Origin of the sequence: Dryocola baronae, from assembly GCF_051297175.1 — a bacterium.
Classification (GTDB): Bacteria; Pseudomonadota; Gammaproteobacteria; order Enterobacterales; family Enterobacteriaceae; genus Dryocola.
In genome coordinates this window covers 3,124,735-3,138,440 of record NZ_JBINNY010000001.1, presented here as the reverse complement: position 1 = coordinate 3,138,440, position 13,706 = coordinate 3,124,735, and the positions used below count along the sequence as shown (strand labels likewise).

The following is a 13,706-nucleotide window of genomic DNA, read 5'->3' as shown; positions in this document are numbered from 1 at the left end:
AGATGCAAGAGAAAACGAAACGTGACGCGCATCAGCCCGCGCGTCGCAAACTGCTGAAAACGCTGGGCGCCCTGGGGGGCGCTTTTGCCGTTGCCGGTGGCTGCCCGGTGGCCCACGCGGCTAAAACCGAAACCTCGCCCGGCACGCTGCCCCCCGACGCACGCATGGAAAAGCAGCCGTTCTACGGGTTGCATCAGGCAGGCATTCTGACACCGCAGCAGGCATCAATGATGCTGGTGGCCTTCGACGTGCTGGCGGCAGATAAAGCCGACCTTGAACGCCTGTTCCGTCTGCTATCCTCCCGCTTTGACTTCCTGACCACCGGGGGGGCGGCGCCCCAAACGCCGAATCCGCGTATGCCGCCGATGGACTCCGGCATTCTCGGCGCGGAAATTTTCCCCGATAACCTGACTATCACCCTGTCCGCAGGCGCGACGCTGTTCGACGAACGCTTTGGCCTGAACGCCCACATGCCGAAAAAGCTGCAAAAAATGACGCGTTTCCCGAACGACTCGCTGGATGCCAGCCTGTGCCACGGCGATCTGCTGCTGCAAATCTGCGCCAACACCGCGGATACGGTCATTCACGCCCTGCGCGATATCATCAAGCACACGCCGGACCTGCTGAGCGTTCGCTGGAAGCGTGAAGGCTTTATTTCCAACCACGCCGCGCGCAGCCGTGGCAAAGAAACGCCTATCAACCTGCTGGGATTCAAAGACGGCACCGCCAATCCCGACAGCAGCAACCGGCCGCTGATGGACGACGTGGTGTGGGTCACGAAGGGGCAGGGCGAACCGGCATGGGCGACGGGCGGCAGCTATCAGGCCATTCGTATCATCCAGTTCCACGTTGAATCCTGGGACCGCACGCCGCTCAAGGAGCAGCAAACCATCTTTGGCCGCGAGAAGCACAGCGGCGCGCCGCTCGGCATGAAGAACGAGCACGACGAGCCGGACTACGCCGCCGACCCGGAAGGCAACGTTATCGCGCTGGATGCCCACATTCGCCTTGCGAACCCGCGCACCAAAGAAACCCAGTCGAACCTGATGATGCGCCGGGGATACAGCTATTCGCTGGGCGTGTCGAAATCGGGCCAGCTTGATATGGGCCTGCTGTTCGTTTGCTATCAGCACGATCTTGAGAAGGGTTTTCTCGCGGTGCAAAAGCGCCTCAACGGGGAAGCGCTGGAAGAGTACGTGAAGCCGATCGGCGGCGGGTATTTCTTCGCCCTGCCGGGCGCGGTGGATAAACAGCATTATCTGGGGCAGGGGCTTATTGAGGCCTGAATATCTAGATTCCCCCTCACCCTAACCCTCTCCCACGGGGAAAGGGGACCGCTCGATTATCGCCCTCTCCTGGGGGAGGGGGCCGGGGCGAGGGCGTCGGTAGCTTCGTCCTGTCCCAATTCTTTCCCTGCTAATTTTTCATTTGCTAACAATTCACCCGCAAAATCATGCATTAGTATTACCTATGAGCATCTCATTGATATAAAACTGTAATATAACTGTGACATAACATCTGCAGTCGCGCCGCGCGTCGCTTATGTTGATTTTAAGTAAAAATCATGTTGCATTTTAGATAAATTTTGATGTACTTAAAGACATGAGCGGTAGTTCCCGGCTGTGAAGTTCAATCACAATGGAGATCGCGAATGGTAGGGTCCTGTACTGGACGGCTCAAAAAACATCTTACCCGCACGAATCAGCGCGGAGGCTTATCCTCCGGCTTCGCTATCTTCACCGCTAAATTTCCTGATTCCACATCAACTCAATGTGTCAACGATGCGCTAAGCGGCGCTTGTCGTCTAACTGGTGCATCATCTCAACCGGCAGTTCATGGCTTAAAAGGAAGCCAAACCTCATCCGTTAGTAAGCATAATCGCGTCCCTTCTGGTGACGCGGGCAATGAAACCAACTGTAAGGTGCCATCCATGGGAAGACAGAAAGCAGTGATCAAAGCTCGTCGTGAAGCAAAACGTGTGCTGAGACGGGATTCACGAAGCCATCGGCAGCGTGAAGAGGAATCGGTCACCACGCTTGTGCAGATGAGCGGCGTTGAATCTATTGGCATGGCGCGGGATTGCCGTGATAACTCGCCAATAGCCGCGCGTAACGAGGCTCAGGAGCACTATCTTAATGCCATCGAGAGAAAACAGCTGATATTCGCAACCGGGGAAGCAGGATGCGGTAAAACCTATATCAGCGCGGCGAAAGCCGCTGAGGCCCTGATACATAAGGATGTCGACAGGATTATAGTCACCCGCCCGGTCCTGCAAGCTGACGAAGATCTCGGCTTCTTGCCCGGGGATATTTCGGAAAAATTCGCGCCGTACTTCCGCCCGGTTTATGACATCCTGGTGCGGCGGTTAGGTTCGTCTTTCATGCAGTACTGCCTGCGTCCCGAAATCGGTAAAGTAGAGATTGCGCCGTTCGCCTATATGCGCGGGCGTACCTTTGAAAATGCGGTGGTGATTCTTGATGAGGCGCAGAATGTCACCGCAGCGCAAATGAAAATGTTCCTGACGCGCCTTGGGGAAAACGTGACCGTTATCGTCAACGGCGACATCACGCAGTGTGATTTACCTGCGGGTGTGCAGTCAGGCCTGAGCGATGCGTTAGCGCGTTTCGAAGAAGATGAAATGGTCGGTGTTGTCCGTTTTGGCAAACAGGATTGCGTCCGCTCGGCCCTCTGCCAGCGTACCTTGAACGCCTACGACTGATTCCTGGTGTGAATAATTTTAAAAGCCCAAACCTGGTTTGGGCTTTTTTCTTTGCGCGAATTATTTGCCCGAAATGTGAGGGGAGTCATAAGGAATGGTCAAGGAGAGACAATTTTTGGTTAAGCAGAATTATCCCCGCCTGGAGTGATGCCGTATACTCAACTCAAGCAGAGACAATCAGTACTTTTTAATTTTTGGCTATTGGCCCGTCATCGAACCAGACAAAGAAGGACATTTGTCCAGACTGCAACCTATCAAGAATACGAGGATTTCGTTATGGAAAAGAAAGTCATCTATCTATTTTGCTCCGCTGGCATGTCCACCTCCCTGCTGGTTTCTAAAATGAAAGCGCAGGCGGAGAAGTATGACGTACCGGTTATTATCGAAGCCTATCCTGAAACCCTGGCGGGTGAAAAAGGCACCAATGCGGACCTTATTCTGCTCGGTCCACAAATTGCCTATATGCTGCCAGAAATTAAAAAAGTCTTACCGGGTAAAACCGTTGAAGTTATTGATTCAGCCATGTACGGCAAAATTGATGGGCTGGGTGTCCTGAAAGCAGCTGTCGCGTCGATCAAAAAAGCAGCAAACAGTTAATTTTAAATATTGTTTTATTTTCCCGTCAAAGAAGACCTTACACACCCCTGGCCGCCTGCTGGCGGCATTAAAGGAAACTGCAAATGAGTAAAGTCATTGATTCACTTGAAAAGGTACTCCTACCTTTTGCCGTCAAAATAGGAAAGCAGCCGCACGTTAACGCAATTAAAAATGGCTTTATTAAGTTAATGCCGTTAACGCTCGCGGGGGCAATGTTTGTTCTTATCAATAACGTATTTTTAAGCTTTGGTGCTGGCTCATTCTTTTATTCTTTAGGTGTTCGGCTAGATCCCTCGACCATTGAAACCCTTAATGGGTTAAAAGCCATCGGCGGCAATGTGTACAACGGTACACTGGGTATTATGTCTCTGATGGCTCCCTTTTTTATCGGGATGGCATTAGCTGAAGAAAGAAAAGTCGACCCAATGGCCGCGGGTTTGTTATCCGTCGCTGCATTTATGACCGTTACGCCTTATAGCGTGGGCGAAGCCTATGCCGTTGGCGCTAACTGGTTAGGCGGTCAAAATATTATCTCCGGTATTATTATTGGCCTGGTCGTTGCGGAAATCTTCACCTTTATTGTTCGTCGCAACTGGGTTATTACGCTGCCGCCAAGCGTGCCGACTTCGGTATCGCGCTCTTTCTCGGCGATTATTCCCGGCTTTATTATTCTGTCGATCTTCGGGATTATTTCCTGGCTGCTCGCCAACCACGGCAGCAACTTCCACCAGATCATCATGGACTCCATTTCGACTCCGCTGGCGTCAATGGGTGCGGTTGTGGGCTGGGCGTACGTTATCTTCAACTCCCTGCTGTGGTTCTTCGGGGTGCATGGTTCACTGGCGCTGACCGCGCTGGATAACGGCATCATGACGCCTTGGGCGCTGGAAAACATCGCTATCTATAACCAGTATGGTTCGGTGCAGGCCGCGATTGACGCAGGCAAAACCTTCCACTTCTGGGCGAAACCAATGCTCGACTCCTACATCCTGCTGGGTGGTTCCGGGGCGACCTTGGGTCTTATCATCGCAATCTTCATCGTGTCACGACGCGCTGACCATCGTCAGGTGGCTAAGCTGGCGCTGCCTTCCGGCATCTTCCAGATTAACGAGCCAATCCTGTTCGGTCTGCCAATCATCATGAACCCGGTTATGTTCATCCCGTTCGTGCTGGTCCAGCCGATTCTGGCCGCCATCACGCTTGCGGCGTACTCCATGGGCATCATCCCGCCGGTCACTAACCTTGCACCTTGGGTTATGCCAACCGGGCTGGGCGCCTTCTTCAACTCAAACGGCAGCATTGCGGCCCTGGTCGTCGCGCTGTTCAACCTGGGTGTTGCGACGCTGATTTACATGCCGTTCGTCATCCTGTCGAACAAGGCGCAGGCGGTCATTGAAGAAGAAGAAAGCGAAGAAGACATTGCGAACGCACTGAAATTCTAATCACCGGATGCTGGGGAGGACACCGCCTCCCCAGTGCCAACAGACTTACTGTAGAGAGAAGAAGATGTTTGATTTAGACAGCATTGTAGAAACTGAAGACGAAGTGCAGGACCTCGAAGAAGTGGTTATGGGGTTAATCATCAACTCCGGGCAGGCCCGCAGCCTGGCCTACGCCGCGCTGAAGAAAGCCAAAGAAGGCAATTTCCCGGAAGCGAAAGAATTAATGTCGAAGTCCCGCCTGGCGCTGAACGAAGCGCACCTGGTGCAGACCAAGCTGATTGAAGGCGACCAGGGCGAAGGCAAAACCAAAGTAAGCCTGGTGCTGGTACACGCGCAGGACCACCTGATGACCTCCATGCTGGCCCGCGAGCTGGTGACGGAACTCATTGAGCTTCACGAAAAAATAAAATAACGTATGGAGCAATAATGCAGCCACAGGTATTGAGTATGGAAATCCAGACAGCACGCGAAAATCAACTCTTCGACGGTCAAAATTTCCATGTGTTTATCTACAACAAGGTAGAAAGCATCTCCGGGCTGCACGAGCATGATTATTACGAGTTTACCGTCGTGCTCACCGGACGTTATTATCAGGATATTAATGGTAAGAGGGTGCTGTTAGAACGCGGCGATTTTGTTTTTATCCCGCTGGGTTCCAATCACCAAAGCTTTTATGAATTTGGCGCGACCAGAATATTAAACGTCGGGATCAGCAAAGCATTTTTTGAACAGCACTATTTACCTTTATTACCGCAGCGTTTTGTCGCATCACAGGTTTATCAAATTAAGAATGAGTTTCTCGCTTATATTGAATCCGTGATTGCCTCGCTGCATTTCAGAAACGGTGAATTTAACGAGTTTCTGGAAGTCGTAACGTTTTACGTGGTGAACCGCCTGCGGCACCACCGTGAATCGGAAGTCACCACGGACGTGCCGGTCTGGCTGAAGGTGGCCGTCGAGAAGATGCACGATAAATCGCGCTTTGGCGATAAGGCGCTGGCGAATATGGTCGAGTTGTCGGGCAAGTCTCAGGAATACCTGACCCGCGCTACGCAGCGCCATTACGGTAAAACGCCGATGCAAATCATCAATGAAATACGCATTGATTTTGCCAAGAAACAGTTAGAAATAACCAATTACTCGGTCACTGATATTGCTTTTGAATCTGGTTATAGCAGCCCGAGTATGTTTATTAAAAACTTTAAGAAATTAACGTCATTCACACCAAAGCATTACCGCAAGCAATTGTGTAGCATCAATTAGCCTGTGGCTGAATGAATGTAGGTTCAGATATTTAATCTTCACTCTTTAATTTATATACGCTAAATAATTCGAGTTGCAGATAGGCGGCAAGGAAGTGAATCCTCAGGAGCTTACTTTATTAAGTGAATGGGGTGAGGGAGTGCAGCCAACACCCCTGCAGCTTGAAGCATGAAGGGTATATCGCGGTTTTTAATTAGCAGTGCAATGATATTGTACGGGAGTCCCTATGAGTAAAAAACTGAAAGTCGTCACTATCGGTGGCGGAAGTAGCTACACCCCTGAATTACTTGAAGGCTTTATTAAACGCTACGATGAATTGCCGATTACCGAACTGTGGCTGGTCGACGTTGAAGCCGGTAAAGAGAAGCAGGATATTATTTTCGACCTCTGTCTGCGCATGGTTGAGCGCGCGGGCGTTCCCATTACCATCCACAAAACCCTTAATCGCCGCGAAGCCTTGGTTGACGCTGATTTCGTCACCACCCAGCTGCGCGTAGGGCAGCTGAAAGCGCGCGAGCTTGACGAACGCATCCCGCTTAGCCACGGCTATCTGGGTCAGGAAACCAACGGCGCGGGCGGCCTTTTCAAAGGTTTGCGCACCATTCCGGTGATCTTCGACATCATCAAAGACGTGGAAGAAATCTGCCCGTACGCCTGGGTGATTAACTTCACCAACCCGGCCGGTATGGTGACCGAAGCGGTGTTCCGTCACACCAACTTCAAAAAGTTTATTGGCGTTTGCAACATCCCGGTCGGCATGAAGATGTTTATCCAGGACGTGCTCAAAGTGCAGCCAGAAGACGATTTAGGCATCGATCTGTTCGGCCTGAACCATATGGTGTTTATCAAAGACGTGCTGGTGAACGGTGAATCCCGCTTCGCCGAGCTGCTCGACGGCGTGGCTTCCGGCACGCTGAAGGCCAGCGGCGTAAAAAACATCTTCGACCTGCCGTTCAGCGAAGGGCTGCTGCGCTCCCTGAATCTGATCCCATGCTCTTACCTTCTTTATTACTTCAAGCCGAAAGAGATGCTCGCCATTGAAATGGGCGAGTTCTACAAAGGCGGCGCGCGCGCCTCGGTTGTGCAAAAGGTCGAGAAGCAGCTTTTCGAGCTGTATAAAGACCCTGAGCTTAACGTGAAGCCAAAAGAGCTGGAGCTGCGTGGCGGGGCGTACTATTCCGACGCGGCCTGTGAAGTGATCAGCGCAATCTACAACGATAAGCAAACCGAGCACTACGTGAACTTCCCGCACAAGGGCCATATTGATAATATCCCTGCCGACTGGGCTATCGAAATGACCTGCACCATTGGCCGCGATGGCGCAACGCCGCACCCGCGCGTTAAGCACTTCGATGAAAAAGTCCTTGGGCTTATCTACACCATCAAAGGCTTTGAAATCGCGGCGAGCAAGGCGGCCCTGAGCGGCGAGCTGAACGATGTGCTGCTGGCGCTGAACCTCAGCCCGCTTATCAGTTCCGATAAAGACGCTGAAAAGCTGGCGCGTGAAATGCTGCTGGCCCACGAAGCGCTTTTGCCGAATTTTGCGCAGACGATTGCCGCTCTGAAATAGTCCTTCTGGCCCTCCGATAAAGAGGGCCTTTTTATGGAGCGCATATGGAAAAATTACTGATCGTAAACGCCGATGATTTTGGGCTTTGCAAAGCGCAAAACTACGGGATTATCGAAGCGTTCAAAAACGGCGTGGTGACGTCGACCACGGCGATGGTTAACGCTGCGGGCATCGAGCACGCGGCGGCGCTGAGCGCGGCATACCCTAAACTTGCGGTTGGGATGCACTTCGTGCTGACGCTTGGCCGCCCGCTGACCGCGATGCCGGGGCTGGTACGTGAGAAGGGCGAGCTGGGCAAGTGGATTTGGGAACAGGCCGAGGCGGGTAAACTGCCGCTCGACGAAATTAAGCAGGAGCTGGAGTGCCAGTTTGCGCGTTTCATCGAACTTTTTGGCCGCATGCCGACCCACATCGACAGCCATCATCACGTTCATCTGATCCCGCAGATTTTCCCTGTCGTGGAAGCCTTTGCTAAAGAGAAGGGCCTGCCGGTACGCATCGACCGCGACGAGCTGAGAAAGCACGAAATCGAACCGCAGGGCGCGCAAAGCACGCAGGGATTCGACAGCGGTTTTTACGGCGAGGCCATCACGGAAACGCTGTTCCTTGATACGCTGGATCGTGCCTCCGTGCGCAATGAGAAGTCGCTGGAGATTATGTGCCATCCTTCCTTTATTGATAATACGATTCTGGCGAGCAAGTACTGCTATCCGCGCCTGGCCGAGCTTGAGGTGCTGACGTCCCCCGCGCTGAAGTACGGGATTGCGGAACGCGGCTACCGTTTAGGCACGTTCAAAGATCTATAGCCACAACGGTGGATGGCGCTTGCGTTCATCCACCGCATTTCATCCCCGCCTATACCTGTTTTCTTAACATCAGCATCATGCCGTCCATCCCTGCCGTCGTCTGTCTGAAGAAATTCTGACCTTTTCATTCCATACTTTATTAAAGCAAGACATCCTCCTGACAAAATAAGAGCTAAGGGCAGGCCCTGTGCGCTACAACGGGCTATGGAGCGTTGAAACTATCGTCCAGAATTGGAATTGACGGGACGGAGAAGCTCTGCTTGGGACAGCTGTAGAGCAATCAGGCACGCTATTTCGCTGGCGGCGGAGTTCGTGCGTCTTAAGGCACTCTATAAGAGCTAATTGTTAAGTTTGCGATGAAACTAAGGGGAGGAGCAGGGAGAAACTGCTTGAGGCGACGCTTGCGGCCCTGCACAGAGCGCATCAGGCACGAGACGTTATGCTACAGACGAAAAAAAAACCCGCATTCTCATGCGGGCTCTTCTTAAAATGTGGCGGTGAGAGAGGGGTTCGAACCCTCGATACGTTGCCGTATACACACTTTCCAGGCGTGCTCCTTCAGCCACTCGGACACCTCACCGTTTTGTTTCTCGTCACCCACTTACGGGGGCAACGGGGCGCTACTATAGGGAGTTGACCCATTTTGGTCAAGCGTAATTTTCGCTTTATTCGCTGTTCGGTTAAGGCTTGAGCGATGGCGAATTCAGAGCGAAAAAAAGCCCGCATTCTCATGCGGGCTCTTCTTAAAATGTGGCGGTGAGAGAGGGGTTCGAACCCTCGATACGTTGCCGTATACACACTTTCCAGGCGTGCTCCTTCAGCCACTCGGACACCTCACCGTATTTCGCCCCAGCGCTGCTGGAACGGGGGCTAATGTAATAAAAAGCCCCTCCTACGTCAACGTCATTTTGCTTACAGACAGTTCGTTTACTCAGTTTTTCAACAACTTGCTTCAATCGTAAACGCTTCGTTGCAAAAATGAACATTGCTCCAGGACGGCTGGCCTAAGTTGCAGCAAAAGTATGTTTAGCAGCGCGTGGATGCAACGCTTTTTATCTTGTTGAAATAACGAATTATGCCTTTATAAGGAGCGGGTCATGTATTGATGTGATTTGTAATATCATTTGATATTTACATTAACCGAACTTATGTTTTATTTATGGCATTAGACTCGATCATATGATTCTCATGAATATATTAGGAATGGAATTCGTCTGAATATATAAATAATCGATCGGTTATCGTCGTTGTATTTGATTTATCAATAAGATTGCGGAGAATAAATCACATAAGTATCATTTGTGGTGATGTTTCTTACAGAGGTAAGAAACGGAAAACAGTACTGCATTTGTGGTGGATATGGTTATTTATCAAGGAGAGACTATGAATCATAAATATTTTAAATCAGTCGTTGGCGGAATGTTGACGCTAATATCAGCAAGTGCATTTGCTACAGACGGGCGACTGAACTTCACCGGTGAAATTCTTGAAACCGCCTGTGAGCTTGCTCCAGATACAGGGCATGTCTACGAAGTGCAACTCGGCACCTGGACAAAAGAAACCTTTTACCGCTTTGATGACAGATCGACACCATTGGTGGAGATCAATATACCGATGAAGAACTGCCCGGGTAGCAACGAAGGTGAGCCATCAAAATTTCACGTTGTACTGACGGCTACGCCAGATGAAATCAATTCTGAATTCATCAAAGTGCCACCGGTGGAGGGAACGCCAGGAAATCGTGGTTTTGGTATTTCTTTAATGGATAGTGAAAAAAATCCAATTCCGGTTAACGGCCAGTCTAATAAAGAATACACAATTGTAGGACCTGAGATGAACCTTGTTCTCTATGCGTCATACAAACTGGTGAATGACTCTATTGCACAAGCAAACGTTGTTGCGGGGCCTGCTAACGCGACGGCCGATGTCACGCTAAATTATCAATGATCCTGACATTCATCTAATCAGTAAGCCAATAACATGCGTCAAGTGTGTTATCGGCTTTTAGTTTGTGAAACCGTTTACTCATGGAAAGTGTTATGGCTCGTTCAAAAAACATATCAAACTCGGGGATAGCACTACTTTCACTTATTGTTTTCTGCGGCTGCGCCAGTGCTGGTGGAATTGCTGTCAATGGTACCCGGGTTGTCTATGAAGCAGATAAAAATGAATCATCTATTAATATTAAGAACAATGCAGACAAAGATCCCTATTTAATTCAGTCATGGGTGGATATAGGTGACAACAAAACCCGCGGACCTTTTGTAGTCACTCCGCCTTTGTTTCGATTGAATGCACAAGACGAACAGACGCTACGTATCACAAATATTAGCGAGAACTTCCCTCAGGATAGAGAATCCCTTTATTTTCTCAATATACGATCTATCCCAAATACGGATAAAGAATCGAATAACACGCTTAAACTGGCGGTTAAAACAAGAATAAAATTGTTTTACAGGCCTGCCTCACTCAAGGGACGAGCAGAGGATGCTCAAAATCAGCTGACGTTCAAGCGTAATGGAGATCGGTTGGAGATAACGAATCCCTCTGCCTATCATGTTGTTTTTAACGGCGTGTGGATTGGTAAAGAAGAAATTAAAGATGCGCTGGGTGTCGATCCTTTAAGTAAGGCGAGTTTTTCTATCCCTGCGGGTGCTAAGGGAAATGAAGTGACATGGCGCACTATTAATGACTATGGAGGGTCGACCAAAAAAGAGATGCGTAAGCTATAGCTCCATAAATTCAGGGATGAGCCAAAAATGAAAAGTTCTTTTTTACTAACTTCGGGCTTAAACAGGACATTCCTGTGTATTGCCATATTCTCAATACTCTATGGTGCTGCATTCGATAGCGTTGCCGATGTAGAAGATCGCAGCGAAATATTTTTTGACCCTTTACTCATGGAGGGTGGTGCCAGCGATCAGAAAAACATCGACCTTTCTCTGTTTACCCAGAGTGATAATTTACCCGATGGTAGCTACGAAACTAACGTTTATCTCAATAAGAGTTTTCTTTTTACACGTAGTATAAAATTCAAGCATAATGATAATAAAAAAACGATTGCAATCATTACGCCTGAGATACTGAACGAAATTGGTGTGCGGATAGAAGCATTTCCAATGCTGTCGACAATGGCGGGGGATAGTCCGATTGAAGATCTTGGGAAGTACATTCCACAAGCATCTTCTTCGTTGGTCGTTAATAAAATGAACCTTAATATTAGCGTTCCCCAGGCCGCTTTAAAGAGAGAAAGTCGCGGTTACATCGACCCAAAGTACTGGGATGATGGCGTTCCTGTCATCTTCAGTAATTACAGCTATACCGGCTCAAAAAGTGAAGTGGATTCTAGTACCGGAAGTGAGAGGAATAGCTATCTTAATTTACAGAATGGGTTGAATCTCGGGCCCTGGCGGTTAAGAAACTATTCTACATACTCTAATGATAATAATACAAATCATTGGCAATCAATCTATACCTATATTGAGAGAGACATAAAGTTTCTTAAATCCCAGTTGACTGTAGGGCAGAGTTCGACTTCCGGAGATATTTTTGAAAGCATTGAGTTCAATGGCGTTCAATTACGTTCTGACGATAATATGCTTCCTGAAAGCGAACGCGGGTATGCCCCCACTGTACGTGGTATCGCTAACAGCAATGCGGAGATAACTATACGTCAAAATGGCAATATCATTTACCAGCGCTACTTATCACCAGGTGCATTTGTTATTGACGATCTTTATCCAACATCTTTTAGTGGTGATTTGGAAGTTACTATAAAAGAGGCCGACGGCAGCGAAAGAAAATTCATCCAGCCCTATGCATCTGTTCCTATTATGCAGCGTCAAGGACGAATAAAATTCAGTTTAACAGGCGGGGAATATCGTCCTTCTGACGAGGAAGATAAACAAACTGGATTTATCCAGGCTACGGCTATCTATGGTCTTAACAATCTGATTACGCTTTATGGCGGTACGCAAAATAGTGAAAATTACAACGCAGCAGCGGTCGGTATCGGTGTGAATTTAGGCGCTGTTGGCTCTATTTCATCTGATGGTATTTACGCTCGCAGTAAACTGGCAGACGATACCAGACATACCGGGCAGTCGTACCGCGTGCAATATTCTAAAACTATGGATAGTACGGACACGGCTATTACCCTTGCGGGATATAAATATTCTACCGAAGGCTATTATTCCTTTCAGGATACGAACCGGCATAATTCAAGTTCCCTAGACAATCTTAACCTCAATTACAATAAAAAAAGTCAATATCAGGTTAATATAACTCAACCTTTATGGGGTGGGCTGTCGGTTTATTTTTCTGGGTATAAGCGTAACTATTGGGGGACCAATAAAACAGAGAAGAATTTAGCTTCTGGGTTAACAGCCTACTGGGGTAAGGTTAATTATGCATTAAATTACATTGCAAGCAAGTATGAAGATAAAACCGATCGTCAAATAGGTATGACAGTGAGTATTCCTTTGGATAAATGGTTGCCGGGTGGATGGGCGAATTATGGTATTACGCGTGATAATAACGGTTATACTCGGCAACAGGCTGGCCTAAATGGAACGGTATTCGATGATAGCCGAATGAGTTATTCGCTCATGCAAACTTATGGCCACGGCGGTGACGCTTCCGGTAGCAGTAGTTACAGCAGTATAAACAGTAGCTACCGCTCGCAGTTTGCTAATCTAAATGCTGGCTATTCCTGGGGTGGAGAATACAAGCAGCTGAATTACGGCGTCAGCGGAGCGCTGGTGATGCATCCCCATGGAATAACCTTATCTCAACCCCTAGGGGATTCCTTCGCGTTAATTGATGCGAATGGTGCGAGTGGTATCCATCTCGTCAACGAGGCAGGAGTATCCACCGACTGGCTTGGCTATGCCATCGTTCCTTCTTTGACTGCATATCGCAAAAATCAATTAGCGATTGATACCACCGTGCTGCCCGGCGGCGTAGATTCTGAAAATACTTCACAGGTAGTTATTCCTAATAAAGGTTCGATGGTTGCCGTTCATTTTGATGCGCGTATTGGCTACCGTCTTTTACTGACTTTGAAAAGAGAAAATGGTCAATTTGTGCCTTTCGGTGCCAACGTTACCCAATATCCTGATAACCATAGACAAAGTATTGTTGATGAGAATGGCGTTGTTTATCTTACCGGCATTAAAGGTAAAACGTCTTTATTAGTGAAATGGGGAGCGAGTGCGGAGCAGCAGTGTCAGGCCGAGTTTGCGCCACCTGATGAGCCTCCCAAGAAAAAGGACCTTATCATATTGAATGCGGTATGCCACTAATCAGGG

At 49.1% G+C, this 13,706-nt stretch carries 11 protein-coding genes and 2 tRNA genes; 11 read left to right on the top strand and 2 right to left on the bottom strand.

Annotated elements, in window-relative coordinates; all coding sequences use genetic code 11:
• Window positions 1-2: 2 nt before the first annotated feature.
• The 8 genes from efeB (at window position 3) to chbG (ending at window position 8,397) form a co-directional block, all read left to right on the top strand.
• Window positions 3-1,286 carry an iron uptake transporter deferrochelatase/peroxidase subunit gene (efeB, locus tag ACSPHG_RS15035; protein WP_435954319.1) on the top strand — a complete coding sequence of 428 codons (1,284 nt, stop codon included), beginning with the start codon at window positions 3-5 and terminating at the stop codon, window positions 1,284-1,286.
• A gap of 644 nt (window positions 1,287-1,930) precedes the next feature.
• On the top strand, window positions 1,931-2,719 hold the full coding sequence (phoH, locus tag ACSPHG_RS15030; RefSeq protein WP_435954318.1) for a phosphate starvation-inducible protein PhoH: 789 nt from the start codon (window positions 1,931-1,933) through the stop codon (window positions 2,717-2,719).
• Between the two features lie 147 nt (window positions 2,720-2,866).
• Entirely contained in the window at window positions 2,867-3,316 is a 450-nt protein-coding gene (locus ACSPHG_RS15025; RefSeq protein ID WP_435954317.1) for a PTS sugar transporter subunit IIB, read from the top strand.
• Window positions 3,317-3,399: 83 nt separating this feature from the next.
• Window positions 3,400-4,758 (top strand): PTS N,N'-diacetylchitobiose transporter subunit IIC, encoded by a 1,359-nt coding sequence (chbC, locus tag ACSPHG_RS15020; protein ID WP_435954316.1) that lies wholly within the window; start codon window positions 3,400-3,402, stop codon window positions 4,756-4,758.
• A 64-nt stretch (window positions 4,759-4,822) separates the two neighbouring features.
• A complete protein-coding gene (gene chbA / locus ACSPHG_RS15015) occupies window positions 4,823-5,170 on the top strand; it encodes a PTS N,N'-diacetylchitobiose transporter subunit IIA (protein WP_435954315.1) in 348 nt (115 codons plus the stop codon).
• Between the two features lie 14 nt (window positions 5,171-5,184).
• Complete coding sequence (chbR, locus tag ACSPHG_RS15010) at window positions 5,185-6,021, top strand: transcriptional regulator ChbR (RefSeq protein WP_435954314.1); 837 nt, start codon at window positions 5,185-5,187, stop codon at window positions 6,019-6,021.
• A 226-nt stretch (window positions 6,022-6,247) separates the two neighbouring features.
• Entirely contained in the window at window positions 6,248-7,591 is a 1,344-nt protein-coding gene (locus ACSPHG_RS15005; protein ID WP_435954313.1) for a 6-phospho-beta-glucosidase, read from the top strand.
• Between the two features lie 44 nt (window positions 7,592-7,635).
• Window positions 7,636-8,397, top strand: a complete 762-nt coding sequence (chbG, locus tag ACSPHG_RS15000) for a chitin disaccharide deacetylase (protein WP_435954312.1) — start codon at window positions 7,636-7,638, stop codon at window positions 8,395-8,397.
• A 492-nt stretch (window positions 8,398-8,889) separates the two neighbouring features.
• Here chbG and ACSPHG_RS14995 read toward each other — a convergent pair.
• Together ACSPHG_RS14995 and ACSPHG_RS14990 are read right to left on the bottom strand one after the other, a co-directional pair.
• Window positions 8,890-8,977: transfer RNA gene (locus tag ACSPHG_RS14995), tRNA-Ser, on the bottom strand.
• 171 nt (window positions 8,978-9,148) lie between these two features.
• Window positions 9,149-9,236: transfer RNA gene (locus tag ACSPHG_RS14990), tRNA-Ser, on the bottom strand.
• A 544-nt stretch (window positions 9,237-9,780) separates the two neighbouring features.
• On the opposite strand from ACSPHG_RS14990, the gene ACSPHG_RS14985 reads away from it, so the two are divergent.
• The 3 genes from ACSPHG_RS14985 (at window position 9,781) to ACSPHG_RS14975 (ending at window position 13,700) form a co-directional block, all read left to right on the top strand.
• Complete coding sequence (locus tag ACSPHG_RS14985; protein WP_435954311.1) at window positions 9,781-10,344, top strand: fimbrial protein; 564 nt, start codon at window positions 9,781-9,783, stop codon at window positions 10,342-10,344.
• A 92-nt stretch (window positions 10,345-10,436) separates the two neighbouring features.
• Entirely contained in the window at window positions 10,437-11,129 is a 693-nt protein-coding gene (locus ACSPHG_RS14980; RefSeq protein WP_435954310.1) for a fimbrial biogenesis chaperone, read from the top strand.
• 27 nt (window positions 11,130-11,156) lie between these two features.
• Entirely contained in the window at window positions 11,157-13,700 is a 2,544-nt protein-coding gene (locus tag ACSPHG_RS14975; RefSeq protein ID WP_435954309.1) for a fimbria/pilus outer membrane usher protein, read from the top strand.
• Window positions 13,701-13,706 lie beyond the last annotated feature (6 nt).

Excerpts from the sequence above, each read along its gene's own strand:
- efeB (WP_435954319.1), top strand. The coding sequence starts at position 3 with ATGCAAGAGAAAACGAAACGTGACGCGCATCAGCCCGCGCGTCGCAAA.
- phoH (WP_435954318.1), top strand. The coding sequence starts at position 1,931 with ATGGGAAGACAGAAAGCAGTGATCAAAGCTCGTCGTGAAGCAAAACGT.
- ACSPHG_RS15025 (WP_435954317.1), top strand. The coding sequence starts at position 2,867 with ATGCCGTATACTCAACTCAAGCAGAGACAATCAGTACTTTTTAATTTT.
- chbC (WP_435954316.1), top strand. The coding sequence starts at position 3,400 with ATGAGTAAAGTCATTGATTCACTTGAAAAGGTACTCCTACCTTTTGCC.
- chbA (WP_435954315.1), top strand. The coding sequence starts at position 4,823 with ATGTTTGATTTAGACAGCATTGTAGAAACTGAAGACGAAGTGCAGGAC.
- chbR (WP_435954314.1), top strand. The coding sequence starts at position 5,185 with ATGCAGCCACAGGTATTGAGTATGGAAATCCAGACAGCACGCGAAAAT.
- ACSPHG_RS15005 (WP_435954313.1), top strand. The coding sequence starts at position 6,248 with ATGAGTAAAAAACTGAAAGTCGTCACTATCGGTGGCGGAAGTAGCTAC.
- chbG (WP_435954312.1), top strand. The coding sequence starts at position 7,636 with ATGGAAAAATTACTGATCGTAAACGCCGATGATTTTGGGCTTTGCAAA.
- ACSPHG_RS14985 (WP_435954311.1), top strand. The coding sequence starts at position 9,781 with ATGAATCATAAATATTTTAAATCAGTCGTTGGCGGAATGTTGACGCTA.
- ACSPHG_RS14980 (WP_435954310.1), top strand. The coding sequence starts at position 10,437 with ATGGCTCGTTCAAAAAACATATCAAACTCGGGGATAGCACTACTTTCA.
- ACSPHG_RS14975 (WP_435954309.1), top strand. The coding sequence starts at position 11,157 with ATGAAAAGTTCTTTTTTACTAACTTCGGGCTTAAACAGGACATTCCTG.